This window comes from Nocardia vaccinii NBRC 15922, from assembly GCF_001613305.1.
Taxonomy (GTDB): Bacteria; Actinomycetota; Actinomycetes; order Mycobacteriales; family Mycobacteriaceae; genus Nocardia; species Nocardia vaccinii.
In genome coordinates this window covers 14,793-40,533 of record NZ_BDCC01000086.1, presented here as the reverse complement: position 1 = coordinate 40,533, position 25,741 = coordinate 14,793, and the positions used below count along the sequence as shown (strand labels likewise).

The window sequence follows — 25,741 nt, the reverse complement described above, 5'->3', positions numbered from 1 at the left end:
AGGGTGGGGAGGCGGCGTCGGTGTGCCACGCGGCAGCCAGAGCGGCGAGCAGTGCTCCCTTCACGTGTCGCACTTCCTGGTTGTCGGTGCGGCGGGGGCGCAGCGCGTCGTCGAGCATCTGCACGAAGCGATGGCGGCCGACGCCGAAGGTGACCAGCAGGTCACCGGAGCTGGCTCCGCCGAACGGGGCCCAGCGGATGGCGAGCTCTATCACCGAGCCCGCGGCGGTATCGATCGACCGGGTGGAGCGAAGGAAGTCCAATCCACGCAGCGACGACCGAACCCAGTGACAGTCGTAACGCCTCGCTGTCCGCGGGCCCGTCTCTTTCGCCCGCGGATATGCCGGACTCCGAGAGGAAGACTGCCCACGCTGCATCGTGCTGGAAGCATCGCGCTGTCGATGCTGTCGATCCATGGCTGTTTCCGATGGTCGTGCTGAACGGTCATCGCCAGCGTTACCGGGGCAACCGCTTCGGGCCACGGCAGAACTACCTATTCATATGCCTGTTTCTCCGCTCCCGGCGCATTCGAGCCCACACACCACGGGCGGACATTCGACACCGTCGAAACCCCGAAATGCCGGTCGGCGGCGTCCGACACCGGCACGATCGATGGATCCCGATGTTTCCGGGGGCCGAAGGCCGGTCATCGGCCGATCGCAGGTACGAGGATGGACGAGTATGACCGAAACCCCCTCCGCCGAGCAGACCGCTGCCGAGGAGCGCATCGTCGAGACGGTTCTGGCCTCGTTCGACGACACTCCGGACCCGCGGCTGCGGGAGGTGCTGCGGTCGCTGACCCGGCACGTGCACGCCTTCATCCGCGATGTGCGCCTGACCGAGCGGGAATGGAACGCCGCGATCGAATTCCTGACCGCCGCCGGGCGCATCACCGACGACAGGCGGCAGGAATTCATTCTGCTGTCGGATGTCTTCGGCGCGTCCATGCAGACCATCGCGGTGAACAACGGCGCTTACAAGAACGCCACCGAGGCGACCGTGTTCGGACCGTTCTTCGTCGAGGCGGCGCCGGAGATCCCGCTCGGCGGCGATATCGCCGGGGGCGCCGGGGGACAGCCGTGCTGGGTCGAGGGCACCGTCGCCGACACCGACGGAAATCCCGTGCCGCACGCCCGGATCGACGTGTGGGAATGTGACGAGGAAGGCTTCTACGACGTCCAGTACCCCGAGCACAGGGTCGGTGGCCGGGCCCGGCTGTATTCGGACGAACGGGGTGAATTCCGGTTCTGGGGCCTCACTCCGGTGCCGTACCCCATTCCGCACGACGGCCCGGTCGGCAAGATGTTGCAGGCGGTGAACCGATCGCCGTACCGCGCCGCGCACCTGCACTTCATGGTCGCCGCAGCGGGGCTGCGCACCCTGGTCACGCACATTTTCGTCGAAGGCGATCCGCAGATCGCGATCGGCGACAGCGTATTCGGCGTCAAGGACTCGCTGATCAAGAAGTTCGAACTGTGTGAGCCCGGCACCCCGACGCCGGACGGCCGCGATCTCGGTGACCGGACCTGGGCGCGGACCCGGTTCGACATCGTCCTGGCCCCTGCCGGCATGTGACGCCGGAAGTTCGTCAGGCCGCCGGAGCCGCGAAACGTTCGCGCGCTGTCCGGTCCAGGGACTGCTCGAGCGCGGCGGCGCGGGCCGCTTCCTGGCCGTACAGCAGGCCGTAGGTGAAGCCGTTGCCGCCGGCCAGGTGGGCCTGGATGCCGAGCGCACGCAATTCACCGCGCGCGACCACGGAATCGTGGTGGTCGCCGAGCAATTTCTGGAGCTTCTTCATCCGGCGGGCGTGCTTGCGGTGTCCGGTCGCCTCCGCCGCGTACCGGCTGCGTTTGGCCGCCTTGCGCACCTCGTGCAGCCCACGATCGGTGCCCAGGCCCTCGATCCTGCCGAATGCGCGCTCGACGCGGCGGCGCGTCTGCCGTAGCGCCTCGGTTTCTCGTTTGCGATCCACGGGCAGCGAATCGACTTGCTCCAGCTGCCCGAGCAGCGTGAAGTACCGTTCGCTGTTCAAGGCGTCGAGTACGTGAGCGTAGGCGGTGGCCCGGCGCCCGGCGAATGTCCGGGTGACCCGCCGGCGCACATCGCCGAGCACCAATTCCTCCGGCAGCGCGTCGATCTGCTCGACCAGATGGCCGTGCAGGACGTCGATATCGCGTACCTCGCCCAAAACCCCTGCCACCCACTTCAATTCGTCGCGCAGCGATCGAGATCCCTTGAACGCCTGCAGAATACTGCGCAGACGGCGGCCGGCCACGCGCATGCGGTGCACCGAATCGGGTCCCTCCTGACGGACTCTGGTGTCCTGCCTGATCATCTCGTCCACCTGCGTCCGGAAATACCGCGCGACCGCGCGCTTCGGCAACGGCCGAGGTGTGACCCGGTCGCCGAGCAGCCGCAACAGCTTCGGCCGACTGTCCAGCGGCTTGCCGAGCCTGGTCTCGACGGCGTCGAAGACGGTCCGGTCGCCACCGGCCAATTCGACCTCCGCCTCCTGCCATGACTCCACGGTCGAGGACTCGCCCAGCGTCTGCGCCGACACCTCGTCGGCGACGAGCTCCGCGGTCACATCACCCTGCGCGTCCAGCAGCCGCCACTGCCGTCGTTCGGTGCGGATGTGCGCCACCGGCGTCAGCGGTTCCCCCTTGGCGATTCCCCGCACGATATCGGCGAGTTCGCCGGGCACGTCCGCGGTCGCGTCGCCGAGCGGCACGCGGATCTCCTCGCGGCTGTCACCGCCCGGCTCCAGCGGCAGCTTCACATGCCATCCCGCATCGTCGCCGCCCGTCCTGCGGCGCAGCGTGACGCCCCGCCCGGCCAACGCGAAATCGGCCGTGTCGTAATAGACGGCGTCGAGTACCTGCCGCTCCGCGCTCGGGTCGAGCGTGATCCCCGGGATGTCATCGAGCGCCGCGCCGCCCTTGTCCGGCAACCGGTATTTGCGTTCTGTCTCATTCGCTCGAGTGACCATGCCGGGCGAATACCACCGAGTCCGGCGGTCAATCCCGGTCGGCAGCTCCCGCTCCGGAAATCGTGTGAGCTGCTCGTGTCGAGCGGGCCGGCACGGTCGTTTCGTCATGTCACGGCCGGGTATCGCTTTCTCGCTGGCCGACGCTGGCCGACGCGTGCGGGGACTCGCGTGATCGGCCGGCGCCGGGTGTGACCTGATGGGAGTAGATGGTGTTGCGGTTCTTCGTCGTGGGATTCCTCGGAATCGCTGTCGTCGCGGTCGGTGTGTGCGCGGCGATCGGCTCCTGGGCCTGGTGGATCCTGGTTGCCGTCCTCGCGGTGTTGTGCGTCGTCGCTGCGGCCGATCTGATCCAGCGGCGGCATGCGGTGCTACGGAACTACCCGTTGCTCGGACATCTGCGATATCTGCTGGAGAGCCTGCGCCCGGAATTGCAGCAGTACTTCATCGAGCGCAACTTCGACGGCCGGCCCTTCGATCGCGATGTGCGCACGATGATCTACGAGCGGGCGAAGGGGATTCACGGTGAGCGTCCTTCGGCACCGAACGCGACCTGGACAGTGCCGGATACGAATACCTCGCGCATTCGATCGCGCCGGTCCCGGAACCGCGGGACCCGCATCGCGTGTGGATCGGCGGACCGGATTGCCTGCGACCGTATTCCATGTCGTTGTTGAACATCTCGTCGATGAGTTTCGGCGCGCTGTCCGGAAATGCGTTGCGCGCGTTGAATATCGCCGCGGCGCGCGGCGGATTCGCGCACGACACCGGCGAGGGCGGGCTGACGCCGTATCACTTGCACGCCGACGCGGATCTGGTGTGGGAGATCGGTTCCGGGTACTTCGGCACCCGCACCGACGACGGGCGGTTCGACCCCGAGCAGTTCGCCGAGAAGGCCGGTTACGACCAGGTCAAGATGATCTCGGTGAAGTTGAGCCAGGGCGCCAAACCCGGTTTGGGCGGCGTCCTGCCGGCGGCGAAGGTCAGTGCCGAGATCGCCCGGTTCCGTGGCGTGCCGGTCCACGAGAAATGCGTGAGTCCTGCCGCGCATTCGGCATTCCACACCCCGCGCGAGCTGATCGCGTTCGTGCGGCGGCTGCGTGAGCTTTCCTGCGGTAAGCCGGTGGGCGTCAAGCTGTGCGTCAGCTCGCGCGGTGAGGTGCTCGCGCTGTGCAAGGCGATGCTGGCCGAGGGGACCGCACCGGACTTCGTCATCGTCGACGGCGCCGAGGGCGGCACCGCGGCCGCGCCGCTGGAATACGAGGACAACATCGGGCTGCCGCTGACCGACGGCCTGCGGATCGTGCACAACGCCCTGATCGGTACGGGGCTGCGCGACCGCGTCCGGATCGGCGCGAGCGGGAAGGTCGCCACCGGAACCGATATCGTCAAGCGCCTGATCCAGGGTGCGGACTACACCAACTCGGCGCGCGCGATGATGATGGCGATCGGTTGTATCCAAGCGCAGCGTTGCCATACCAACCACTGCCCGGTCGGCGTCGCGACCCAGGATCCCCGCCGCGCCCGCGCGCTGGACGTCGCGGACAAGGCCGAACGTGCGCAGCGCTACCACGCCGCCACCGTCGACCAGGCGGTCCAGATCATGGCATCGCTGGGCGCGCGCACACCGGCCGACCTGAGCCCGGATATGCTGCTGAAAAGGTTGTCCGTCACCGAGGTTCGTTCCTACGCGGAGATATACCCCCGCCTGGAAACCGGTGTCCTGCTGCACGAACCGCCCGCCGACTGGGCCGCGGACTGGGCGGCCGCCGACCCGGACTCCTTCCGCGCGAAGGTGTCCGGGTAGCGAACGTCGATACGATACTTACCCGCCGAAGCCGACCAGACCGTCGGCGAGCGTGCTGATCCGCAGGGCATCGAGCGCCTGCCGACGGGTATCAGGACAGTTCTGCGTCGTGATCCGGTCCACCACGGCGCGATCCGCGATCACCTGGGTGTTGAGCCCGCCGTTGCGGGCCGCCCAATCGTGCACGATGAGATTGAAGTCCGCCTTGCGGGCCGCGGAGCTCTGCTTGCGCCATTCGTCGATCTTCGGAGAGATCTTGTCGCACAGCTGTTTCGCCGCCTCGGGGGTCACGCTGTCGGGACGCGGGACATCCGACGTCGCGGACGGGGAGGTGAAGGTGATGGTGACGCCCGGGTGCGAGGTCGGTGTCGTGGTCAGCGGATCGGAACCGCCTGCGGTGCAGCCGGTCACCGCGGCCAGGGCCGCCATCGCTGCGGTGAGGGTGATGGTGGTCTGTCGAATCGAATACATGTGCATCCCCACGGGCCGTGATTCATTCAATTGACCAGCGATACCCCGCATTCGACGCCTCAATCGGACGTCCCCCGCGCACGGTGCGAGTCGAAGGTCCGCAGACCTGCCGAATGCCCGTGCGCTACTTGGTGTCCCGGAACACCGCCGGGCAGCCTTCCGCCCGCGCGGCGACGGCCTCCTCGAAATTGTCGGTGAGGAGGCGAATGAACAGCTGCCCCAGGCCTTCTGCTTGCATGTGCCCCTCGAGCGAGGAGGCGTCGAGGCCGCTCCACAACGTTCGCTTCGTCAGCTCGATCCCGGGCCGGGAGAAGGCCGCGATTCGGTCCGCCATGTCGTAGCAGTAGTCGAGGAGTTCGGTGCGGCTCACACAATGCGACACCAGGCCGATGCGCTCGGCCTGGTGTGCGTCGACATCGCAGCCGGTGAGCATCATCTCGAACGCTCTCGAGGTACCGACGCATCGTGGGAGCAGATACGACAGCCCCAGTTCGCTGGCGGTGAGTCCGTTGTTGACACCGGCCGCGCGGAAATAGGCTTCGTCGCTGGCCACGCGGATGTCCGCAGCCAGGGCCAGGCACAGACCTCCGCCGATGGCCGGGCCGTTGATCGCCGCGATGACCGGTTGATGCAGGCGGCGGAATGCCGAGATGACGTCGTCGAGCACTTCCATGGAACGCAGGGCGATGGTGGGCGCCGTCAATCCCGCGACATGCGGGATCGAACCCGCGGCTTTCTGGTCCGCACCGGAACAGAATCCTCGCCCGGCGCCGGTCAGCACCACCGCGCGCACCGAGTTGTCGTTTCCGATCTGCTCGAGGGCCGTTCTGAGCGGTAGGACGAGATCGAACGCCATCGAGTTCATTCTCTCCGGCCGATTCAATGTGATGAGAGCGATGTGCGGCCGCGGCTTGTCCACGAGTACGAGTTCGTTGGTCATCCATTGTCCGGGGGTCGGCGGTTGCGGGTGGCGCTATCGAACGGTCCGGCAGGGGTCGTCTCCCGCCCGAGCAGCCGATCGTCTTACGCGGTATAGACAGCTGTACGGACAGTACTATGACAGGCCGGTCGAAACAAGGAGCGCCGGCGCGCACCGCGCGGGTGCGGATTCGCGGATGAGATCGGTGCCGCAGTTGGACGCCGAACCTGGGGCCCGGCGTCGGAGGATTCGGCCGGGACAGGCGACGGTAGTCGGCGTGGTCGAGCAGATGGGCGAGCAGGGTGCCGGCGCTTGCTGTTCGGCATGTACGACGATATGGCCGCTCGTCCGATACCCGGTCTTCCGGGCTGTTCGGGCCGCAGCGGCTGGGATCGCGCGAACCGACGCGTTACCGAAGGTGAGCGGCGGCGACGCCCCAGAACTGCATGGTGTTCATCAAATCGATTCGCCAATCGCCCCGCAGGGCGTGATAGGCATCCACGATGGCGGTGATGTCGAAATCGTCCCGCGTCGCGGCACCCTTCGACTCGACCATATCGATGACGAACTCTCGTGCGCTTTCGGCAGTGTCCCGCATCGAGTTCCTTCCGTTCGGCTAGAAGGGGCGGGCGCCCCAGCACCCGCCCGACCGGACGATCAGCGGGATCGGCACATGTCCTGGGCAGGCTGTTTGCTCAACCAGCGGAAGACCCGATCCCTCGCAACCATCTCCGGCGTACCCGTAGCGGAGCCCGTGAAACGGACGACTCGAGCAGCCGCCGTCGGCTGGGCGGCGGTTCCGGCCGGCGAGACGTCGTCAGTGACCGCGCTGGTCCCGCAGGCGAAGACCTTCGCGGGCTTTCATCCGCATATGCTCGCGCAGCAACAGCGCGGTTCCGGCCACGATGAGCAGGATCGTGACGATAGCGGCGACGATCGACCATCCCGCGAAGCCGTATCCAGCCGCGGTCAGCGTGAGGGCCAGCCCGACGATGCCCAGGACGAACAGAATCATTCCGGGCAGGTTGCGTTCGTTCTCGAGACCTTCACCGGCATGGTTGCGTGTCGTGCGCGCGGTGTCGGGGAAGTTGTCCGCGCCGGAGCGCGGTCGTCGAAACGACCGGGTCCGAATTCGATTGGTGTGATCCACGATTCACCTCCCTGCTTATTCGTCGGGGTGTGCGGTGTCGGTCCGCGCCGGTCGGTCGTCGCGAGTCTCGGTGAGCATATGCCGATCCTCCGGTTCGGCCCGGCCCCAGCCGACGTGGGACTCGGCCCGCATGCGTTCGACCATGTGCGGGTAGTGCAGCTCGAACGCCGGCCGCTCGGACCGGATGCGCGGAAGCTCGTAGAAGTTGTGTCGCGGGGGAGGGCACGTGGTGGCCCATTCGAGGGAGTTACCCGACCCCCACGGGTCGTCGACGTGGACGACCTCACCGTATCGGTAACTCTTGAACACGTTCCAGACGAAGGTCACCATCGACAGGCCCAGGACGAACGAACCGATGGTGGAGATGGTGTTCAACGCGGTGAATCCGTCCGTCGGCAGATAGTCCGCGTATCGCCGGGGCATCCCTTCCGCGCCCAGCCAGTGCTGCACCAGGAATGTGGTGTGGAAGCCGACGAAAGTCGTCCAGAAGTGCAGTCGGCCCAGCTTTTCGTTGAGGAAGCGGCCGGTGAATTTCGGGAACCAGAAGTAGATTCCGCCGAAGGTGGCGAACACGATCGTGCCGAAGAGCACGTAATGGAAATGTGCGACAACGAAATAGGTATCGGTGATGTGCCAGTCCATTGCCGGGCTGGCCAGGATGACCCCGGACAGCCCGCCGAACAGGAAGGTGGTGAGGAATCCGATCGACCAGAGCATCGGCGTTTCGAAACTGAGCTGCCCACGCCACATGGTTCCGATCCAGTTGAAGAATTTCACTCCGGTCGGCACCGCGATCAGGAACGACATCAGCGAGAAGAACGGCAGCAGAACGGCTCCCGTGGCGAACATGTGGTGCGCCCACACGGCCATCGACAGTGCCCCGATACCGACTGTGGCGAAAACCAGTGCGGTATAACCAAATACCGGTTTGCGGCTGAACACCGGGATGATCTCGGTGATGATGCCGAAGAACGGCAATGCCACGATGTAGACCTCCGGATGCCCGAAGAACCAGAACAGGTGCTGGTACAGCACCGGCCCGCCGTTGGCCGGGTCGTAGATGTGACCGCCCAGGTGCCGGTCCACCTCCAACCCCATCAGCGCCGCGGTGAGCAGCGGAAACACCAGAATCGCGAGCACACTGGTGACGGTGATGTTCCAGGTGAAGATGGGCATCCGGAACATCGTCATACCGGGGGCGCGCAGGCAGACCACGGTGGTGAGCATGTTGACCGCACCCAGGATCGTGCCGAGGCCGGACAGGGCCACGCCCATGATCCACAAATCGGCGCCGACGCCGGGGGTGTGGGCCGCGGTACTCAGCGGGACGTAGGCGGTCCAGCCGAAATCGGCCGCACCGGCGGGTGCGATGAACCCCGCCACCGCGATACTGGCGCCGAACAGATACAGCCAATAGCTGAGCGCGTTCAGTCGCGGGAATGCCACATCGGGCGCTCCGATCTGCAGCGGCAGAACGCAATTGGCGAATCCGAACACGATCGGTGTCGCGTAGAACAGCAGCATGATCGTGCCGTGCATGGTGAACAGCTGGTTGTACTGCTCGTTCGACAGGAATTGCAGACCGGGCCGGGCGAGCTCGATCCGCATGAGCAATGCCATCAGTCCGCCCGCCAGGAAGAACGACATCGAGGTGAAGATGTACATGATGCCGAGCATCTTCGGATCGGTGGTGGTGGCGATCTTCCAGATCGCCGCCCCCTTCGGTCCCAGCCGCGCCGGAAACGGACGCTCGGCCTCCGTTCCCGGTTGTTCGGTTACAGGCGCGACAGCCACCGGCTCGACCCTCCTCGAATGTCCTGCGGTTACACAGTCGGCGGTCGGCTACCCGGCCCGGGCGGAATGAAACGCCGGACCCGGGAATTGCCGCCGGACCAGCTCGTACGGCCGCGGCAGACGGGTGCGGCCGGAGGGAATAGAGCCTGGGCGCGTGGGTAGCCGCGACTCGACGCACGATCCAACGATCATCGGAGTATGCATGGCAGTGGTGACGATCGTCGCCCTTCTCACCATCAGCTTGGTCGCCTCGGCCGGAGCGGGATGGGGCACGGTCGCCCTGATCTGGTGGTTGGAACGGAGATGAACGATGACACGGGACGAGGACCGCGCACCCGGCTCGCAGTGGGATCGGCGGGTCCGCGGTGAGACCAGGCCCGAGCAGCTGGACCGGAATCTGAGCGGTCTGCTCCAGGAGCTGCGCGTCGTCCAGACGGGCGTCCAGTTACTCACCGGCTTCTTGCTCACCCTGCCGTTCCAGACGCGATTCGCATCCCTGTCCGCCCCGATCCGGGCGGTGTACCTCGTCGTGGTGGTGGCCTCGATCGCGGCCACGGTATTCCTGACCGCCCCGGTGGCCGCGCATCGGCTGCTGTTCCGCAGGCATCAGCTCGAGAGCGTGGTGAACGCCGCCCATCACTTCGCGTTGACGGGCCTGTTTCTGCTCGGCGTCGCGCTCACCGGGGTGGCGGTGCTGATCTTCGACACGGTTGTCGGGCCGATCGCCGCGGTGATCGCCGGTGTGGCCTTCGCGGTGCTGTTCACGAGTTTGTGGGTGGTGCATCCGTGGTGGCAGCGTCGGCATCCGGACTGAGCTTGCGCGGTGGCCCGCCGAGCGCCGCGACGTGCGGGCCCGGGCATCTGCCCGGGCCCGCCCGTTCTCGGTTGGCCGGTCGGCACGGCCGCGCCGTCGTCTATGCGGCGGTGGCGACCTGTGCCTGCCACATCCAGTGCAGTTGTTCCAGGCGCGCGGCCATCTCGATGAACAGGTCCTGGGTCACCGGATCGGCCTTCTCGGTTTCATCGATCCGCTCCCGTAGCTTGGCGATGACCGCCGCCAGGTTCTGCACGATCGCCTCGATGATCGTGCGGTCCTGCTGCCATCCCGCGGAAAGCCCTGTCGCCGAGGACTTCTCGGCCACCGTGGCCGCACGGCCGTCCGGGCTGACCCCGATCGCCGTCGCGCGCTCGGCGGCGGCATCGGTGAAATCCCTTGCGGCGGTGACCAGTTCGTCCAGGGCCAGATGGACCGAGCGGAAGTTGGGGCCGATCACGTTCCAGTGCGCCTGCTTGGCGATCAGAGACAGGTCGATCAGGTCGACGACCGTCCCGCGCAGGGCGTCTCCGGTGACCCGCTGGGCGTTCTCGTCGAGTGTGCTCGTAATCGGTTTCGACATCGGGATGTCGCTCCTTTCATCGATGTCCGTGCCGTTCGGCCGGATCCGGTATGTGTCGTGTCGACAGGAGGTCAGGAGTAGGCCGGGTACGCAGCCGCGCGCAGCAGCCGGGCCAGGTGAGCGGCGTTGCGGGCGAGCGCCCGGGTGGTCGAGGCGACGGGATCGGGCACCTTTTCCAGGTCCTGGTAGTCGACCGATCCCATGGCTTCGCCGGTCCAGTAGGTGGATCCCTGGGCCGGAATGGAGAAACCGATATCGTCCAGGCCCTGGAACAGATCCGCGGTCACCTTGTGGGCGCCGTCCTCGTTGCCGACGATCGCGGTGACCGCCACCTTGCCCGCCATCGAGGGCCTGCCCTGCTCGTCGGTCTCGCTGCTCTCCGCGCTCAGGCGCTCGAGCGTGCGCTGCGCCACCGAGCACGGATGACCCAGCCAGATCGGCGTGGCCAGGACCAGCACGTCCGCGGCGGCGACCTTCTCGCGGATCTGTGGCCACTGGTCACCGTCGCCCTCGTCGGCGGTGACACCGGGGTGTACGGCGTGGTCGGCGACGCGGACCACCTCGCCGTCCACGCCGTTGTCCGAAAGCTCGGACAGTACCTGTTCGGCCAGTAACTGGCTGCTGGAGCGGGTCGGCGACGGTTTCAACGTGCACACCAGCGCGACGGCCCGGAGTCGGTCGGAATCGTCTGCGGTGCTGTGGTTCTGGGGCATCGGAACTCCTCTCGCCGACGACGGTCACGGACGCGCCGTCAGCGTTCGGTCTCTGCTGCGACGTACGGCGCAATACCCGGTCCGGCGTCGTCCAAACAACGGTCGCGGGTCGGGGCGTGTACCGATTGTGATGTCCCGGCGGGGGTAGTGCGTGGTCGGGTCCGGTCGGGGCCCTCGGCCGACAACGCGATCGTCCGGCCGAACCGGCGACGAAAGGACAGACCTGTGACCACAACCCAGGAGACCGATAGCCGCAAGGGCGCGGAACAGGGCGAGAAGCCGCTGGCGCGACGACTGGCCGGCGATGCGGCCGCCACCACTCCCGAGATCGCTGACCGGTAGTCATGAAAGCAGTGACGTGGCAGGGACGCCGCCGGGTGTCCGTCGACGAGGTCCGGGATCCGAGAATCGAGGCGTCCACCGACGCGATCGTGCGGGTGACTTCCACCGCGATCTGCGGTTCGGATCTGCATCTGTACGAGGTGCTCGCACCGTACATGAGCGCGGGGGACGTGCTGGGCCACGAGCCGATCGGCATCGTGGAGGACGTCGGTTCGGAGGTGACCGAACTCGCCCGCGGGGATCGAGTGGTGATCCCGTTCCAGATCAGCTGTGGCGGGTGCTATATGTGCACGGCCGGGCTGCCGACCCAGTGCGAGATCACGCAGGTGCGCCGATATGGAAGCGGTGCAGCGCTTTTCGGGTATTCGAAGCTGTACGGTCAGGTGCCCGGCGGGCAGGCCGAGTTGCTGCGGGTACCGCAGGCCGACGCCACGCACGTCAAGGTGCCGCACGGGCCCGGCGACGAGAGGTTCCTGTACCTGTCGGATGTGCTGCCCACCGCCTGGCAGGCGGTGGAGTACGCGGCCGTCCCCGAGGGAGGCTCGGTGACGGTGCTGGGGCTCGGGCCGATCGGTGATATGGCGTGCCGGATCGCATTGCATCGGGGTCTGCGGGTGATCGGGATCGACCTGGTTCCCAAACGCCTGTCCCGCGTTGCCGCCTGCGGTGCGGAGGTGATCGATCGATCGGCGGTGGACTCGAGCATCGGTGAGATGGTGCGCGGTATGACCGACGGCCGCGGCACCGACGCGGTCATCGATGCGGTCGGTATGGAGGCGCACGGTTCGCCGCTGGCCGAGTGGGCGCAACGGTCGGCCGTCCTGCTTCCGAATGCGTTGGGCCGCAAGGTATCCGATACCGTGGGCGTGGACCGCCTTTCGGTGTTGCACGACGCGATCGACATCGTGCGCCGCGGCGGCACCATATCCTTGTCCGGAGTGTACGGCGGCATGGTCGACCCGCTTCCGATGCGAGTCCTGTTCGATAAGCAGGTGCAGTTGCGAATGGGGCAGGCCAACGTCACCCGATGGGCCGGCGACATCCTGCCGCTGCTGACCGACGACGACCCGCTCGGCGTGGAAAGCTTTGCCACCCATCGGCTTCCGCTCGATTCGGCGCCGGACGCCTATCGGATGTTCCAGGAGAAAACCGATGGTGCGGTGAAAATCGTCCTCGATCCCGCCGCGCGGGCCGCCTGACGCGCTCAACCCGTTCTGCGCCGCCGCCGATGACTCGTATCGCACAGGGGATAGATCTTCGAGCGGCGGCACAGGCACACGGCGACCTGGAAACGGTCGCAGCGGAGCACGGTCCCGTCATCGGTGACCAACTCGACCGGCCCTTCGATCAGGGCCGGTCCTTCCGCGGTGAGGTGGACCCGGCGGGGTTCACCTGCTGATTCGGTCGGCACGTATGACCACCAGTTCCTCGTTCGTCGCTTCCGGGGCGATCAGCCCGGCCTCGCGCAGCCATGTGGCTCGCTTGCGAAGTACCGGGCCGAACGCGGTCGTTTCGCGGGCCACCACGGCGGCCTTCAGACCGCCCGCCCGCAGCCGCTGGATCGTCGGATCCGTGCCGCACAACGCCGATTGGACGATCAGCGCCGTACCGTCGGTATTCAGAGCGGCGGGCAGCAGATCGCACAGCGGGTCCAGGACGGCGCGCCCGGCCGGGCCCGCCTCCCAGGCCCGGGCACGGCCCCGGGCGGGCGCTGTCGAAGGTCCGGGGACGTAGGGCGGGTTGGCCAGGACCGCATCGAAGCGGCGGTGCTCCAGCACTTGGGCGAAGTCGAGGTTCAGCAGGTCCACCGGGATTCCGCGCAGCCGGGTGTTGAACCACGCGGACAACAGCGCTCTTCGGGAGATATCAACGGCCGTAACATTTTTCGCGCCCATGCGGTGCGCGTGCACGGCCAGTGCGCCGGTTCCGGTGCACAAGTCCAGCACCTCCCGGCCCGGCGGGATGGCAGCCGCCGTCATGGCCCGCATCAGGAGCCGGGTGTCTGCTTGCGGCCGGTAGACACCCGGCGTGCGGATCAATCTCATGGCGCGCGAATACCCTCGTGGCGGCATTCGATCGGGGACGAGGTCGCCGGTGCGTAGCGTAACGAGGTGCGGCCCGAACCCCAGCTGTCTTCGAGCAGATGCCGTTCGATCCGATCCTCCAGCAGGTTGGTGACCTGTATGCCGAGGACGATCGAGGCGGCCTGATCGGGCTCCTGCCGCAGCAGGTCGCCGATGACCTCGCGGCGCAGCACCTGTTCGTGCACCGCGTCGGCCTCCACATGTTCGGTGTAGAAGCGAATGCAGGCGGGGTCGGCGTTCATGCGGCGCAGCGCGTCGGTCAGCTGCCGGGCCGCGGGTGAGGAGGTGATCTCCACGGTGGCGAAGTGGCCGATCAGCGCGCCGCGCCAGCGACCGTGCAGGCCGAACAGCGACATCATGTTCACCAGGGCCAGCATCGGCGCCGGGACCATGTCCAGATAGTGCAGATAGTCCGGGCGCAATCCGGCTCCCGCGAGCAGGTCGGCGAACAGCCGCGCATGCACCCGGTCCCCGCGTCCACCGCCGAACTCGTCGAATTCCACCGCGACCAGACCGGCCTTGGCCTGCCCGCGCAGGCGTGGGATCGCCCACACGTACGGATCGGCCTCTTTGTGGTGGTAGATCGAGCGGTGCACGAAGTACTCGCACATCTGCCACCATTCACCCTGGGCCGACAGGTACGCGCCGACCCCGCCCGGTTCGGCCGGTGCGGCGGTCAGCGCGTCCAATTCGTGCTCGAGGTCGCGGCCTCCGGCGACATCGTGCAGTAGCGTGGTCAGAAAGCGGTTCTCGAGGCCCGCACGCAGGCGCAGCACCTCCGGATCCCATTCCCGGTCCGGATGCACCGCGTCGAATCCGTGGTAGTGCAGCTCATAACACATGTGCAGGGCCAGGTGCAGATCATCACCGTAAGGGTCCGCGGTGTCGTTCGGCGGCATCGACCGCGGGGGATCACCGCGCAGCAGGGCGTGCACTCCCGCCGAGATCGGGCCGCGCGGACGTGGTAAGGCCGTGGCGGCGGGGTCGACGGCGACGGACAGCGCGTTCGTGGCGCGGTCGGCCGGGGACTGATCGGCCTCGACGGCAGCGGAAGTCTTCACCGGGCTCCTCACGGTCGTAGAATCGTGCGCCGAGCAGCACCACAGCGTGGTCTCGACCGCAACGAGTGCGTACTACCCGCCATTCCCGCCGGCATGCACGCCGCCCATCCTCGGAGGCCGAGTCAGCTCGGGATCGCTTGTTCCCGCAGGGTGGTCAGGGTGTGGGTGAGGATGCGGCACACCTGCATCTGGGACAGGCCGATCTGTTCACCGATCTGGGTCTGGGTTCGATTCTCGAAGAACCGCAGTCGCAGCACCTCCCGCTCGCGGGAGGGCAGGTCGCGCAGGAGCGGGGCGACGGTGAGCGCCTCCTCGGTGATCTGGTAACCGGCGTCCTCGCTGCCGAGTTCGTCGGCGATGCGGGCGGCGGCGTGGTCGCGCTCGGCATCGCTGGGTGAGGTATCGATCGTGTCGGCGGTATAGGCGTTGGCCGCCAGCAGTGCCTGGGTCATGTCCAGGCGATCGACACCCAGTTCGGTCGACAATTCCGAATTGGAGGGCATGCGGTGCAGACGCTGGGCGAGTCGTTCCACGGCGGGGCCGATATCGGCCTGCAGTTCCTTGGCCGGGCGGGGCACGCGCACCGCCCAGGTGCGGTCGCGGAAGTGCCGGCGCACCTCACCCATGATCGTCGGCACCGCGAAGGATACGAACGTCGCGGCCTTGTCCGGGTCGTAACGGTCGACGGCGAGAATCAGTCCGAGTGACGCGACCTGATACAGATCTTCGAAGGACTCGCCGCGCCGGGTGTAGCGACGGGCGATGTGCTCGGCCAGGGGAAGACACCGGTCGATGATCCGCACACGCAGCCGGGTGCGTTCGGGATCGTCGTCGGGCAGGCCCGCCATCTGCTCCAGCCACGGCTCGATGCCGTCGTACGGGTCGTTTCCGCGGTGCGAGCGCGCGCTGGGCGCTGGGCGGGTGAGCGTTTGTGAGGCCATATGTACCTCCAGAGCGACGAGGTCGGTTGCGGTTCGGTGCGCTGTTGGTCTTGAACGTCACCACATCAGAATGTCGCGGCTTTCAGTATGGCCGAAACCGCTCGCCACGTCAGCCCCCGGGTGACGTGCGATACACCGGACAGCGCGCTGGGGCCGCCGCCCGGCTCAGGAATCCACCGGTTCGTCGGTGCCTCGCCGGGCGTCGTCGTCGCCGGCGTGGCGGTAGGTGGTCTCGATCAGGGGAATGACGGTGCGGTGATCGTGCTCGGGCGGTCATCGCCCAGGCGCTCGGAGAGGGCGTCAGGAGTCCGGCGCGGCGCCGAACATGACGCGCTGCCACCAATCGTCCAGCGGGCTGGGTTGCGGCCACCGGACATCTTCGGTGCTGCCGGAAGGTTCGGTTGCCGCCGTACGGATCTCGGGATCCGTGCGGTCGAAACGCATCGTCGACATCGCTCACTCCAACCTGCTCCGGGAATACGCATCGGCGTGCTTCCCGAATTCGCGCACTCCAAACCGCTTCGCCGAGGTGGCGGCCCCGGGCATCGCGGCGCGGCGGATGCGGCGGGCGTGTAGGAGTACGGATTCCGGGTACCGCGACGCCGGGCGCGGTGTCGCCCTTTTCCGCCGTCCGACGCCGCGCCCACGGCTTGCGGGCCGCAGGTGCCCGGACACGTCGGACGATGCAGGAGGTGCGTGGTGCAGATCGGATACAAACTGTCGGCCGAGGGTTTCGGGCCCACCGAGCTGATCAGGCAGGCGGTCCGCGCCGAACAGGCCGGATTCGATTTCGTCGAGATCAGCGATCATTTTCATCCCTGGCTGGACAATCAGGGGCATTCGCCGTTCGCGTGGACGGTGCTCGGTGCGATCGCCGCCCGCACCGAACGCATCGGCCTGGCGACGGGCGTCACCTGTCCGACTGTCCGCTACCACCCCGCGATCATCGCGCAGGCCGCCGCCACGGTGGCGGTGACGTCCGGGGGCCGGTTCACCCTCGGTGTCGGGTCGGGGGAGCGGCTGAACGAACACGTGGTGGGGAGCGGGTTCCCGGACACGGTGCGCGTGCGCCACGACATGCTCCGGGAAGCACTCGACATCATCCGGTTGCTGTGGCGCGGCGGATATCGCTCCTACCGAGGTGAGTATCTGCAGTTGTCCGACGCCCGGATATTCGATCTGCCCGATGAGCCGCCGCCGATCGCGGTGGCCGCGGGCGGGCCCGCGGCCGCGCGCCTGGCCGCCGAACTCGGCGACGGACTATTCGCGACCGAGCCGTCCGCGGACATCGTGGCGAACTACCACCGCTTCGGCGGTGACGGCCCCTGTTATGCGGAGGTTCCGGTCGCGTGGGCGCGGGACGAGGACGCCGCCGTGCGTGCGGCCCTGGACACCTCGCGGTGGGCGGTGACCGGCTGGAAGGTGATGAGTGAGCTGCCGAACCCCGCCAATTTCGCCGCGGCCGGCACTACCGTCCGCGAGGACGACATTCGCAGCCAGTTCACCTGCGGCGCGGACCCCGAGACCTATGTCCGGGCCGTCCGCCGGTATCTCGACGCCGGGTTCGATCGTCCCGTTCTGATGAACGCCGGACCGGACCCGGACGGATTCCTGGACTACTTTCGTGACGAACTCGGTGATCGGCTGCGGTTGCTGAGCGCCGATGCGGGCAGGCGATGGCCCACAATGGAATCCGTCGACGCCGCGCCCGGCTGACCGGCATCCCGCGCCACCGGCCCCGAATCGGCGGATACGGACCGGTTCGGGGCGATTGGTCGAGGATCTGCCGGGTACGCGCGGGACGAGGCCGCACACGCCGCCGCCGTCGTCAACGAAGACGAAGGTTCTCAACGACGAGGATCGCGAGCGGGTCGGCGGACGGCTTCGGTGGCATCGCGTAGCGACACGTGGAAATTTTCGAATCGATGGGAATCGACCGTGACGAACCGCCCATCTCTGCCGCGCAGACTCTGGCGTACCGCGCCCTGGAGTTCGAACCCGCTGATGCGGGCCTGCGACCGCTGGGAGGCGACGGCCCGCATCATCGCCGTCCTACTGCTGCTGGCCGCCATCCCACTTGCGGTGCACGCGGGAACGACTCGCTACGAACAGGCCCTCGTGCGGGAACGCGCGGATGCCGCCACGGCGACGACCGTCACCGCGACCGTGACCGAACATCCCACGGTGGTCGTCCAGGACAGCGCAGCCACCTCGAAGACGTGGCAGACGCGGGTCGCGTGGACTCGGGCCGGCCGTACGCACTCGGCCATCGTCGATGTACCCCCGACTGCCGTGCCGGGTGACCGGTTCCCGGTGCGGCTCGGCGGGGACGGCCGTCCGCTGCAGAACCTGTCACCCGTGGATCTGGCGATGGGTGACGGTGTGGACCGGGCCATGAAGGTGTTCGGCTGCACCGCCCTCGGGGTCGGCGCGCTGATGGCAATCGTGAGCTCGCTGTGTGCGTTGCGTCGCCGTGCCGACTGGAGTCGCGAGTGGCGCGGTCTGAGCCGGACCGTCAACCGCGGATGGGATGTGCGACCCGGCGAATAACCCGGTAACCGCAGGGTAGGTCGCGGATATGCACACAGGGATCGATCAGCTACTGCATACGGTCACCCGGGTTGCGAACACGCTGCTGAGCGAGGAAATCCCGTTCGCGGTCGCCGGGGGATGCGCAGTATATGCCCGGGGCGGGCCTGCGTCGGATCACGATGTCGACATCTTCGTCAAACCCGTCGATGCCCAGCGTGCCCGCGAGGTCCTGGTACGGGCCGGCCTGCAGGCGGTCGATCCGCCGGACGATTGGCTGATCAAGGTCTACGACGGAGAAACCTTGGTGGACTTGGTCTTCGAACCGAATCAGCGAGCCGTCACCGATGCGTTGCTGGCCCGCGCGAGCACCCTGCGGGTCGGCTCGACCGTGGCGCCGGTGATCAGCGCCACCGACCTCGTCATCGATGAACTCATGGTGCTCGACTCGCACCGGCTCGATTTCACCGCCCTGCTGCAGACGGCGCGGGAGCTGCGGGAGCAGGTGGATTGGACACGGGTCTCCGAGGAGACCGGAATGTCACCGTATGCGCGAGCGTTCCTGGGCCTGCTCGAGGATCTGCACATCAGCCGCGACGGCGATTCGGTGAGCGACGATCTGCTGCCTCAATATCTCGCGGCCAACCTGCGCCGAGCGCTCGCGGAGGACCCCCGGACGGCCGAACTCGGCGTCCAGGTGACCGTCCGGGACAACGCGGTCGTGCTCCGCGGTGAGGTGGGCAGTACGCGGCGGCGCACGCAACTCGAGGACGTGGTGCGCGAACACGCGCCGAAACTGCGGGTGCACAACGATATTCGCGTGAGTACACCGGACGTCCCGGCCGACCACCAACGGCTCGACTGATGGCGGGAACCATCCGGATCGGCGCGGTCGGCGACATCCATCCGGGCGAGGATTCGGCCGGATCGCTCCGGCCCGCACTGGGGTTATCGAGACTCCCGTCGCGGCTGCCGGTCCGAAATCGGATCGATGTCGAAACGCATAGCCCGGGTGCGACCGGGTAACGCGCTGTTATGGCGATGTAAGCCACTGCGCGGCAACGGTTGTCGCGTATTCCGACCTCGAGGAGGTGCCCGATGCCGGATCGGAACAACCCCGGCCAGTTCGGGAATCGCAAGGATACCCAGGAACAGGCCAGCCGCGGTGGGCGCGCGAGTACCGGAAGTTTCGGTGAACGCAATGCCGCCGACCCGCGTGAGGCGGGGCGCAAGGGCGCCCAGGCGCAGCCGGTCGAGGCCAAGGCCAGAGGTGGCCGGCGCAGCCACAGCGGGAAGGAGCCGCAGTCATGGGGGCCACACTCGCGCACAAGCTGATCGGACGTGCGCGACGTGTCGGCCGGTGGCCTGATTCCGCGGCCGGCTCACTCGCGCCGAACCGGACCGGCACAGGCTCGGCTCATTCCGGGGGCACCCGTTCCTGCAGAGTCAGCAGCAGGTGATCGAATTGCGTCACCACCTCGGGCGTCGGTGTGGCGACGGTGGGCAGTTCGGCGATGAGCTGCTCGGCAAGGGCGCGCAGTTTCACGTTGGTCTCCTGAGAACGCCAGGTCAGGACCTTGAAGGCCTGGGCGGCGTTGATCCCGTACATACACATGAGCACGCCCTTGGCCTGTTCGATCACCGCGCGCGATGCGACGATCTCCGGGAGGCGCTGCTCTACCGTTTCGCGTTCGGCATCGGCGATGGCGTCGGAAAGATCGATGTAGTAACCCGCGGTGCCGACGGGGTGTTCGGCGGCGTCGAGAATGCGATCGGCGACGACCATGACGGCGTGCTCGACGCCGTTCGTATCGATGAACCGGTGCCGGCTGGAGAAGGGTTCGCCCTGTTCCATGGATCGGGCGATGGCCTCGGCGACGTTGTCGCGGTCTTCGGGGTGTTTGTGCGCGAGGAGCACTTCGGTCGTCGGCTCGATCTCGCCGGGCTGGTAGCCGTGCATCCGGTAGATCTCCGGGGACCACTCCCAGCGTTGGCTTGCGAACCAGAACCGGAATTTCCCGGCCGACGTCCACTGCCCGTCCGAGGGGCCGGGCGTCGGGAACTGTTCTTCGGCGTCGGGCACCGGAGAAGAAGCTGAACTCACCATTAGATTATGTACTGCCCCAATTCCGGCTGCGAAGGTATCCCTGCTGCTCGAGCCTTCGCGAAGCCGCCGGAGCAGCAGGATGTCGACTGCCCCGGGGCCCGCCGGACTCGCGCGCTCAATCGCGCAGGGCTCGTTCTCGCAGGTTGGTGAGCGTTGCGCTGAGCAGTCGGGAGATCTGCATCTGGGACACCCCGATCCGTTCCGCGATCTCGGTCTGCGACCGGTTCTCGAAGAACCGCAGTCGCAGCACCTCGCGCTCGCGGGTCGGGAGTTCGTTCAGTAGCGGCGCGATCGCCAGTGCGTCATCGGCGATCTGGTAACCGTTGTCCTCGCCGCCCAGCTCCCGGACCACACGAGCGGCTCCGGGTTCGTGGCCGGGGTCTTCCGGGGAGGTGTCGATGGAATCGGCGCTGTGCGCGTTGGCGGCCAGTAGCGCCTGGGTGAGCTCGGTCCGGCTGACGTCGAGTTCGGTCGCCAGCTCCGAGGTCGCGGGCATGCGGTACAGCCGCTGGGTGAGCCGCTCCACGGCCGGGCCGATGGCGCTCTGCAACTCCTTCGCCGGGCGCGGTACCCGCACCATCCAGGTGCGGTCGCGGAAGTGCCGGCGAACCTCGCCCATGATCGTCGGGACGGCGAAGGAGATGAAGGATGAGCCTTTGCCCGGGTCGAAACGATCGACCGCGAGCACCAGGCCCAGCGAGGCGACCTGATAGAGGTCTTCGAAGGTTTCTCCGCGCCGGCTGTAGTGGCGGGCGATGTGCTCGGCCAGGGGCAGGCAGCGGTCCATGATCCGCTCGCGCAACGATGCGCGTTCGGGATCATCGGCGGCCAGAGCCGCCATCTTCTCCAACCACGGTTCGATATCGTCGTAGCTGTCGTTGCCTCGATTGGACCGTGAGGCGGCGGGAGCTGTGGTGTACGAGGTCATCAGATGCCTCCGGCGACCATGTCAACTGCGGGCCGCGCCCCAGATTTGAACGCCATCACGTCAGAAGGCCGCACGCTCCAGTATGCCGTGAATACCCCATTCAGTCACCAGCCGAATGTGAAAGTGACGGGCCGAACGGCCCGTCATCGCACGTCAGGGGCCTGTCACCGGATTTGGAAATCGCGTTCCAGCTCCGTGAGCAACACCGCCACGCGATCACCCCCCTCGACGGGCTCCACCTCCGCATAGGGGACCGGTGCGCGCCGGACGGCGCGCACCCGCATCGGCGAACGGCTGCCCACTCCGTCGGTCCTGGCGACAACCGTGCCTCGGCTGATGATCTGCATGATGTCCTCTTCGCTTTCGCTGACGATCGAGTAATTCCCAGCGCCTACCCGTCCGAGGCGCGGATCGATCGGCGCCCGGCCCGACTCGGCCGGGCGCCCGCCTAGGAGTCCGGCTCGGAGACGGCCGACACCAACAGACCGGCCTGTTCATTCCCCAGTGTGCGAGCGATATCGGCCTGCGCGATGATGCCGACCAACTCGTTGCCGTCGAGTACCGGGACGCGCCGGACCCGGTGCAGGGCCATGACTCGCAGCACCGTGGCCACCTCGTCGTCCGCGTGCACCGTCACCGGTGTGCCCTCGGCCAGTTCTCCCGCCCGCACTTCTCGTGGATCATGCTGTGTAGCAACGACTTTCACGACGATATCGCGGTCGGTCAGCATACCTTTCAGCTTGCCGTCCTCGCCGCGGACCGGAAGCGACCCGACGCCGAGCTCGGCCAGTGTCCGAGCCGCCTCGAGTACGGTGTCGCCGGCACGCACGCAGTGCACGCCGGGAGTCATGACCTCTCGCGCGGTAGCCATCGGATCTGTCCTCCTGTGGTCCCGCCGGCGCGGGTCAGTCGCGACCCAGGGCGTGTGCGAGCTGGGATTTGTTCATCTTGGAGCGGCCCTCGATATTGCGTTGGCGCGCTTCGTTGTACAGCTGGTCGCGGGTCGGTCCCTGGGCGCCGGAATGCGAGCGTTGTCCGCCGCGACGCTGTGGTGACATGTCCTGGACCGTGGAACGGCTGGCAGTGCGCGTCTGGCCGGATTGGGCACGGTTCTTGTTCACGGTCCGCGCGGCGATCTCCTTGGCGCGCCGGTCGCTCGCGCCGCGGGATTTCTCCGAATCGCGGATGTGGTCGTATTCGCGCTCTTGTTTGTCGGTCCAAGCCTTGGGCATGACATACCTCCTGAGATGGCAGGACCCGCGGATCGGGTCCGCTCGGCACTACTACCGCCCGCCTACCCGCTGATCGGCGATCGACACATGCCACACCGGTCGAATTGCCGCACCCGTTCCCGACCGCCGCGGCGTACTGTTCGACGCCGGAAAAGCGCTGCTACCAGGCGGGCGGGGCCGGATCGGGCACCGGCGGAAGTATCGGGCGAGGGTCGGGTTCGGGGCGCGACGGAAACGGATCCGGAGGTGGCGACGGATCCGGGATCGGCGGTTGTGGAGCGGGGTCCGGGACCGGCTGCGGCGGGGCAGGGTCCGGAATCGGTGGCAACGGGTGAGTCATACCAGGCGGCTACCCCCGGCCCGGTCACGTAATCGGGCCGGTTCGACATCTCTGGCGTCTCCCCGGCTCCTCAGCGCGGCGCCGAGAGGATCTCCTATCCGATGCTGACCATATCGCGCGGTTATCCCGGCGGCACGGTGGTATTCGCCGTCCATGATTCCCGATGCCGCCGCCGCTCCTCATGTCCTGCGTGAGTACTCGTTTCTTGCCGACGGGCAACGGGGGGCGCTGGTGGGCCCGCGCGGCGACATGTCCTGGCTGTGCGTTCCGGGATGGGACGACGACGCGGTGTTCGCGACGTTGCTGGGCGGGCGCGGCATGTACTCGATCACGCCCGCGACGCCGTTCGTCTGGGGCGGAAGCTACGAGCCGGGCACTCTGCTGTGGCGTTCGCGCTGGGTTTCGGGCTCGTCGGTGATCGGATGCCGTGAGGCACTGGCCTTCCCGGGCGATCCGCATCGCGCCGTGGTGCTGCGCCGGATCGTGGCCGAACGGCACGATGCCGAGGTCGATGTATTGCTGCGCCCCGCAGCCTGTTTCGGAGCCCGGCCGCTGACGGATCCCCGACTGGGCGCGGACGGAGTGTGGCGGGCCCGGTCCGGACCGCTGCGGTTGCGCTGGTCGGGTGCGCCGGAGGCGGCCGTCTCGGGTCCCGCGAACGATCTGTGCTGGCAGACACGGATCCGGGTGCCCGCGGGCGAATATCGCGACCTGGTGCTGGAACTCGCGGACACCGAACTGCAGGACATTGCGCCTGATCCGGAAAAGCTCTGGGCCGCAACGGAATCCGCGTGGAATGAGCAGATCCCTACGCTCGCGTCCAGCGTCGCGCCGCGCGATGCCGTGCAGGCCTACGCGGTACTGCGCGGGATGACCTGCGATACCGGCGGCATGGTCGCCGCGGCGACCACGAGCCTGCCCGAGCGCGCCGATCAGGGCGAGAACTACGACTATCGGTATACCTGGATCCGGGATCAGTGCCTGGCCGGTCAGGCGGTCGCCGCGGCCGGAGCGCATCCGCTCCTGGACGACGCGGTGTCGTTCACCGCCGAACGCCTGCTGGCGGACGGACCGGACCTGGCACCCGCCTACACCACATCGGGCAGGCCGGTTCCGAGTACGCGGGAGATCGATCTGCCCGGTTATCCGGGCGCCCAGCCGGTGATCGGCAACCGGGTGCGCAAGCAATTCCAGCTCGACGTCTTCGGCGAGGCGCTGTTGCTGTTCGCCGCCGCGGGCCGGTCGGGCAGATTGACCGACGATCACCGGCGGGCGGTCCGCGTCGCCGTCGACGCGATCGCCGACCGACGCGACCGGCCGGATGCGGGCATCTGGGAGATCGACGACCGCCGGTGGACCCATTCGCGGCTGACCTGCGCCGCGGGCCTTCGCGCCGTATCCGCTTGCGACGCAACCGGTGCCGACATCGGCCGGTGTACGACGATCGCCGACCAGCTGATGACCGAGACGTCGCGGACGAGCCTGCACGCCGACGGCGGATGGCAGCGGGCGCCGGACCTGCCCGATGTCGACGCGGCACTACTGCTGCCGATGATCCGCGGGGTGGTCCCGGCCGCGGACCCGCGCTACCGGGCGACCTTTCGCGCGGTGCTTCGCGACTTGTGTTCGGATCACTACATTTTCCGCTACCGCCACGAAGGGCATCGGCTGGGGGAGAGCGAGGGTGCGTTCCTGCTCTGCGGATTCACGACGTCGATCGCCGCGGCGCAGCTGGGCGAGCCGGTCACCGCGATGCGGTTCTTCGAGCGCAATCGTGCCGCGTGCGGTACCCCGGGTCTGTTCGCCGAGGAATTCGACGTCACCGAACGTCAACTGCGCGGCAATCTGCCCCAGGCGTTCGTCCACGCTCTGCTGCTCGAGTCGTCGATACGGCTCGCCGCACCGCAGGATCTGCCGGATCGGTGAGCAGCGTAGCGATCCGGCACACCGAAAGGAGAGAATGTGAAGGAATCCCGAGTCGTAGTGATCACCGGCGCCAGCGCCGGCATCGGCCGCGCCACGGCCCGCCGCTTCGCCGCGGAGGGCGCGCGCGTGGCCCTGATCGCAAGGGGCAGTGCGGGATTGGCGGCGGCCGCGGAGGACGTCGAGCGCGCGGGCGGTCGCGCGCTGCCGATTCGCGCCGACGTCGCCGATTACGACGCGGTGCACGATGCCGCGGACCGCGTCGAGGCCGAGCTGGGGCCGATCGACGTCTGGGTGAATTCGGCGTTCACGTCGGTGTTCGCGCCGTTCGCCGAGATCGAGCCGGCGGAATTCCGGCGCGTCACCGAGGTCACCTACCTGGGGTCGGTGTACGGCACGATGACCGCGCTGGCCCGGATGCGGGAGCGCGATCGCGGCGCGATCGTGCAGGTGGGTTCGGCCTTGGGGGAGCGGTCGATTCCGCTGCAGTCGGCCTACTGCGGTGCCAAACACGCCATCGACGGTTTCGTCGAGGCGGTGCGGGTGGAGCTGATGCACGACCGCAGCAATGTCCACATCACGCTGGTGCAGTCCCCGGCGGTGAACACTCCGCAATTCTCCTGGGTGCTGTCGCGGCTGCCGAAGCGGCCGCAGCCGGTGCCGCCGATCTATCAGCCCGAGGTCATGGCCGAGGCCATCACGTTCGCCGCCGCACATCCGCGTCGCAAACAGTACTGGGTGGGCGCGAGCACGGTCGGTACGGTGCTGGCGCAGCGGCTGGCCCCCACGGTCCTGGACCGGTACCTCGCACGCACCGGATATCGTTCGCAGCAAACGGATTCCGACGAACGGCCGCGCGAGAACAATCTGTGGGCGCCGGTGGATCGCGCGGGCGGTCCCGATTTCGGCGCACACGGCGATTTCGACGACCGGGCGCAGTGGCGGAGTCCGCAGGCATGGCTGGCGCGCCGCATCGAATCGGTGGCAGCGGCTGTGCGGGGTGGCTGACACCCCGCGG

The 25,741-nt window shown here is 67.6% G+C and carries 28 protein-coding genes and 1 pseudogene; 10 read left to right on the top strand and 19 right to left on the bottom strand.

All coding sequences use genetic code 11. The features are described 5' to 3' along the window. The coding region (locus NV1_RS39360; protein ID WP_067903947.1) for a hypothetical protein at window positions 1–262 on the bottom strand (262 nt) is incomplete at its 3' end. Window positions 263–680: 418 nt separating this feature from the next. Between NV1_RS39360 and NV1_RS39355 the strand changes: the two genes are divergently transcribed. After that, window positions 681–1,574 (top strand): hydroxyquinol 1,2-dioxygenase, encoded by an 894-nt coding sequence (locus NV1_RS39355; RefSeq protein WP_067903944.1) that lies wholly within the window; start codon window positions 681–683, stop codon window positions 1,572–1,574. Between the two features lie 13 nt (window positions 1,575–1,587). Here the strand turns inward: NV1_RS39355 and NV1_RS39350 are convergent, their stop codons facing one another. Next, complete coding sequence (locus NV1_RS39350) at window positions 1,588–2,988, bottom strand: CYTH and CHAD domain-containing protein (protein ID WP_067903941.1); 1,401 nt, start codon at window positions 2,986–2,988, stop codon at window positions 1,588–1,590. Between the two features lie 209 nt (window positions 2,989–3,197). On the opposite strand from NV1_RS39350, the pseudogene NV1_RS39345 reads away from it, so the two are divergent. Further along, window positions 3,198–4,792: pseudogene (locus NV1_RS39345) on the top strand (FMN-binding glutamate synthase family protein). A gap of 18 nt (window positions 4,793–4,810) precedes the next feature. On the opposite strand, the gene NV1_RS46200 reads toward NV1_RS39345, so the two are convergent. The 5 genes from NV1_RS46200 to ctaD form a co-directional block, all read right to left on the bottom strand. After that, a complete protein-coding gene (locus NV1_RS46200) occupies window positions 4,811–5,263 on the bottom strand; it encodes a hypothetical protein (protein ID WP_067903967.1) in 453 nt (150 codons plus the stop codon). Between the two features lie 124 nt (window positions 5,264–5,387). After that, window positions 5,388–6,203 carry an enoyl-CoA hydratase gene (locus tag NV1_RS39335; RefSeq protein ID WP_067903938.1) on the bottom strand — a complete coding sequence of 272 codons (816 nt, stop codon included), beginning with the start codon at window positions 6,201–6,203 and terminating at the stop codon, window positions 5,388–5,390. A gap of 388 nt (window positions 6,204–6,591) precedes the next feature. Then, window positions 6,592–6,780 carry a hypothetical protein gene (locus NV1_RS39330; RefSeq protein WP_067903935.1) on the bottom strand — a complete coding sequence of 63 codons (189 nt, stop codon included), beginning with the start codon at window positions 6,778–6,780 and terminating at the stop codon, window positions 6,592–6,594. 219 nt (window positions 6,781–6,999) lie between these two features. Next, window positions 7,000–7,332, bottom strand: coding sequence for a hypothetical protein (locus tag NV1_RS39325; protein WP_245714164.1), 333 nt, complete (start codon window positions 7,330–7,332; stop codon window positions 7,000–7,002). A 15-nt stretch (window positions 7,333–7,347) separates the two neighbouring features. After that, entirely contained in the window at window positions 7,348–9,126 is a 1,779-nt protein-coding gene (gene ctaD / locus NV1_RS39320; protein WP_067903932.1) for an aa3-type cytochrome oxidase subunit I, read from the bottom strand. A gap of 310 nt (window positions 9,127–9,436) precedes the next feature. On the opposite strand from ctaD, the gene NV1_RS39315 reads away from it, so the two are divergent. Further along, complete coding sequence (locus NV1_RS39315) at window positions 9,437–9,940, top strand: DUF6328 family protein (RefSeq protein ID WP_067903929.1); 504 nt, start codon at window positions 9,437–9,439, stop codon at window positions 9,938–9,940. A gap of 100 nt (window positions 9,941–10,040) precedes the next feature. Here NV1_RS39315 and NV1_RS39310 read toward each other — a convergent pair whose 3' ends face one another. Both NV1_RS39310 and NV1_RS39305 read right to left on the bottom strand, forming a co-directional pair. Then, window positions 10,041–10,523 carry a Dps family protein gene (locus NV1_RS39310; RefSeq protein WP_067903926.1) on the bottom strand — a complete coding sequence of 161 codons (483 nt, stop codon included), beginning with the start codon at window positions 10,521–10,523 and terminating at the stop codon, window positions 10,041–10,043. Between the two features lie 71 nt (window positions 10,524–10,594). Beyond that, window positions 10,595–11,236 (bottom strand): flavodoxin family protein, encoded by a 642-nt coding sequence (locus NV1_RS39305; RefSeq protein WP_067903923.1) that lies wholly within the window; start codon window positions 11,234–11,236, stop codon window positions 10,595–10,597. A 344-nt stretch (window positions 11,237–11,580) separates the two neighbouring features. Here NV1_RS39305 and NV1_RS39300 point away from each other — a divergent pair, with 344 nt between their 5' ends. Then, entirely contained in the window at window positions 11,581–12,777 is a 1,197-nt protein-coding gene (locus tag NV1_RS39300; RefSeq protein WP_067903920.1) for an alcohol dehydrogenase catalytic domain-containing protein, read from the top strand. 5 nt (window positions 12,778–12,782) lie between these two features. Here the strand turns inward: NV1_RS39300 and NV1_RS42935 are convergent, their stop codons facing one another. The 5 genes from NV1_RS42935 to NV1_RS44260 form a co-directional block, all read right to left on the bottom strand. Beyond that, window positions 12,783–12,989, bottom strand: a complete 207-nt coding sequence (locus NV1_RS42935; RefSeq protein WP_084526571.1) for a CDGSH iron-sulfur domain-containing protein — start codon at window positions 12,987–12,989, stop codon at window positions 12,783–12,785. Beyond that, window positions 12,967–13,623, bottom strand: coding sequence for a HemK2/MTQ2 family protein methyltransferase (locus NV1_RS39295; RefSeq protein WP_067903917.1), 657 nt, complete (start codon window positions 13,621–13,623; stop codon window positions 12,967–12,969). The genes NV1_RS42935 and NV1_RS39295 overlap by 23 nt, the downstream gene beginning before the upstream one ends. Then, entirely contained in the window at window positions 13,620–14,663 is a 1,044-nt protein-coding gene (locus NV1_RS39290; RefSeq protein WP_067903962.1) for an iron-containing redox enzyme family protein, read from the bottom strand. The genes NV1_RS39295 and NV1_RS39290 overlap by 4 nt, the downstream gene beginning before the upstream one ends. Before the next feature lie 182 nt (window positions 14,664–14,845). Beyond that, complete coding sequence (locus tag NV1_RS39285; RefSeq protein ID WP_067903914.1) at window positions 14,846–15,664, bottom strand: SigB/SigF/SigG family RNA polymerase sigma factor; 819 nt, start codon at window positions 15,662–15,664, stop codon at window positions 14,846–14,848. A 300-nt stretch (window positions 15,665–15,964) separates the two neighbouring features. Beyond that, entirely contained in the window at window positions 15,965–16,117 is a 153-nt protein-coding gene (locus NV1_RS44260; protein WP_157117682.1) for a hypothetical protein, read from the bottom strand. Window positions 16,118–16,363: 246 nt separating this feature from the next. Here NV1_RS44260 and NV1_RS39280 point away from each other — a divergent pair, with 246 nt between their 5' ends. From NV1_RS39280 to NV1_RS39260, 4 genes are all read left to right on the top strand, one after another. Continuing rightward, window positions 16,364–17,380: a TIGR03557 family F420-dependent LLM class oxidoreductase gene (locus NV1_RS39280; protein ID WP_067903957.1), complete on the top strand. Its 1,017-nt coding sequence runs from the start codon at window positions 16,364–16,366 to the stop codon at window positions 17,378–17,380. Between the two features lie 222 nt (window positions 17,381–17,602). After that, window positions 17,603–18,214: an Rv1733c family protein gene (locus NV1_RS39270; RefSeq protein ID WP_157117681.1), complete on the top strand. Its 612-nt coding sequence runs from the start codon at window positions 17,603–17,605 to the stop codon at window positions 18,212–18,214. Window positions 18,215–18,242: 28 nt separating this feature from the next. Beyond that, window positions 18,243–19,058, top strand: coding sequence for a BON domain-containing protein (locus tag NV1_RS39265; RefSeq protein ID WP_067903904.1), 816 nt, complete (start codon window positions 18,243–18,245; stop codon window positions 19,056–19,058). Window positions 19,059–19,291: 233 nt separating this feature from the next. Next, the gene (locus tag NV1_RS39260) at window positions 19,292–19,528 is read left to right on the top strand and encodes a hypothetical protein (protein ID WP_067903901.1); all 237 of its coding nucleotides are present in this window, start codon (window positions 19,292–19,294) and stop codon (window positions 19,526–19,528) included. Between the two features lie 82 nt (window positions 19,529–19,610). Here the strand turns inward: NV1_RS39260 and NV1_RS39255 are convergent, their stop codons facing one another. The 5 genes from NV1_RS39255 to NV1_RS39235 all read right to left on the bottom strand — a co-directional run bounded on the left by NV1_RS39255 (window position 19,611) and on the right by NV1_RS39235 (window position 22,460). Beyond that, a complete protein-coding gene (locus NV1_RS39255; protein WP_084526569.1) occupies window positions 19,611–20,300 on the bottom strand; it encodes a PAS and ANTAR domain-containing protein in 690 nt (229 codons plus the stop codon). Between the two features lie 115 nt (window positions 20,301–20,415). Further along, window positions 20,416–21,228: a SigB/SigF/SigG family RNA polymerase sigma factor gene (locus NV1_RS39250; RefSeq protein WP_067903896.1), complete on the bottom strand. Its 813-nt coding sequence runs from the start codon at window positions 21,226–21,228 to the stop codon at window positions 20,416–20,418. A 164-nt stretch (window positions 21,229–21,392) separates the two neighbouring features. After that, window positions 21,393–21,575 carry a hypothetical protein gene (locus NV1_RS39245; RefSeq protein WP_067903892.1) on the bottom strand — a complete coding sequence of 61 codons (183 nt, stop codon included), beginning with the start codon at window positions 21,573–21,575 and terminating at the stop codon, window positions 21,393–21,395. A gap of 101 nt (window positions 21,576–21,676) precedes the next feature. Further along, the gene (locus tag NV1_RS39240) at window positions 21,677–22,099 is read right to left on the bottom strand and encodes a CBS domain-containing protein (protein WP_067903889.1); all 423 of its coding nucleotides are present in this window, start codon (window positions 22,097–22,099) and stop codon (window positions 21,677–21,679) included. Window positions 22,100–22,133: 34 nt separating this feature from the next. Further along, entirely contained in the window at window positions 22,134–22,460 is a 327-nt protein-coding gene (locus tag NV1_RS39235) for a plasmid stabilization protein (protein ID WP_067903886.1), read from the bottom strand. Between the two features lie 493 nt (window positions 22,461–22,953). Between NV1_RS39235 and NV1_RS39230 the strand changes: the two genes are divergently transcribed. Beyond that, window positions 22,954–24,726: a glycoside hydrolase family 15 protein gene (locus NV1_RS39230; protein WP_067903883.1), complete on the top strand. Its 1,773-nt coding sequence runs from the start codon at window positions 22,954–22,956 to the stop codon at window positions 24,724–24,726. A 36-nt stretch (window positions 24,727–24,762) separates the two neighbouring features. Further along, complete coding sequence (locus NV1_RS39225) at window positions 24,763–25,731, top strand: SDR family oxidoreductase (RefSeq protein ID WP_067903880.1); 969 nt, start codon at window positions 24,763–24,765, stop codon at window positions 25,729–25,731. Window positions 25,732–25,741 lie beyond the last annotated feature (10 nt).

Excerpts from the sequence above, each read along its gene's own strand:
- NV1_RS39350 (WP_067903941.1), bottom strand. The coding sequence starts at position 2,988 with ATGGTCACTCGAGCGAATGAGACAGAACGCAAATACCGGTTGCCGGAC.
- NV1_RS39335 (WP_067903938.1), bottom strand. The coding sequence starts at position 6,203 with ATGACCAACGAACTCGTACTCGTGGACAAGCCGCGGCCGCACATCGCT.
- NV1_RS39300 (WP_067903920.1), top strand. The coding sequence starts at position 11,581 with ATGAAAGCAGTGACGTGGCAGGGACGCCGCCGGGTGTCCGTCGACGAG.
- NV1_RS39260 (WP_067903901.1), top strand. The coding sequence starts at position 19,292 with ATGCCGGATCGGAACAACCCCGGCCAGTTCGGGAATCGCAAGGATACC.
- NV1_RS39230 (WP_067903883.1), top strand. The coding sequence starts at position 22,954 with ATGATTCCCGATGCCGCCGCCGCTCCTCATGTCCTGCGTGAGTACTCG.
- NV1_RS39235 (WP_067903886.1), bottom strand. The coding sequence starts at position 22,460 with ATGCCCAAGGCTTGGACCGACAAACAAGAGCGCGAATACGACCACATC.
- NV1_RS39250 (WP_067903896.1), bottom strand. The coding sequence starts at position 21,228 with ATGACCTCGTACACCACAGCTCCCGCCGCCTCACGGTCCAATCGAGGC.
- NV1_RS39315 (WP_067903929.1), top strand. The coding sequence starts at position 9,437 with ATGACACGGGACGAGGACCGCGCACCCGGCTCGCAGTGGGATCGGCGG.
- NV1_RS39295 (WP_067903917.1), bottom strand. The coding sequence starts at position 13,623 with ATGAGATTGATCCGCACGCCGGGTGTCTACCGGCCGCAAGCAGACACC.
- NV1_RS44260 (WP_157117682.1), bottom strand. The coding sequence starts at position 16,117 with ATGTCGACGATGCGTTTCGACCGCACGGATCCCGAGATCCGTACGGCG.
- NV1_RS46200 (WP_067903967.1), bottom strand. The coding sequence starts at position 5,263 with ATGTATTCGATTCGACAGACCACCATCACCCTCACCGCAGCGATGGCG.
- NV1_RS39285 (WP_067903914.1), bottom strand. The coding sequence starts at position 15,664 with ATGGCCTCACAAACGCTCACCCGCCCAGCGCCCAGCGCGCGCTCGCAC.
- NV1_RS39265 (WP_067903904.1), top strand. The coding sequence starts at position 18,243 with ATGCACACAGGGATCGATCAGCTACTGCATACGGTCACCCGGGTTGCG.
- NV1_RS39245 (WP_067903892.1), bottom strand. The coding sequence starts at position 21,575 with ATGCAGATCATCAGCCGAGGCACGGTTGTCGCCAGGACCGACGGAGTG.
- NV1_RS39240 (WP_067903889.1), bottom strand. The coding sequence starts at position 22,099 with ATGGCTACCGCGCGAGAGGTCATGACTCCCGGCGTGCACTGCGTGCGT.
- NV1_RS39305 (WP_067903923.1), bottom strand. The coding sequence starts at position 11,236 with ATGCCCCAGAACCACAGCACCGCAGACGATTCCGACCGACTCCGGGCC.
- NV1_RS39255 (WP_084526569.1), bottom strand. The coding sequence starts at position 20,300 with ATGGTGAGTTCAGCTTCTTCTCCGGTGCCCGACGCCGAAGAACAGTTC.
- NV1_RS39330 (WP_067903935.1), bottom strand. The coding sequence starts at position 6,780 with ATGCGGGACACTGCCGAAAGCGCACGAGAGTTCGTCATCGATATGGTC.
- NV1_RS39310 (WP_067903926.1), bottom strand. The coding sequence starts at position 10,523 with ATGTCGAAACCGATTACGAGCACACTCGACGAGAACGCCCAGCGGGTC.
- NV1_RS39355 (WP_067903944.1), top strand. The coding sequence starts at position 681 with ATGACCGAAACCCCCTCCGCCGAGCAGACCGCTGCCGAGGAGCGCATC.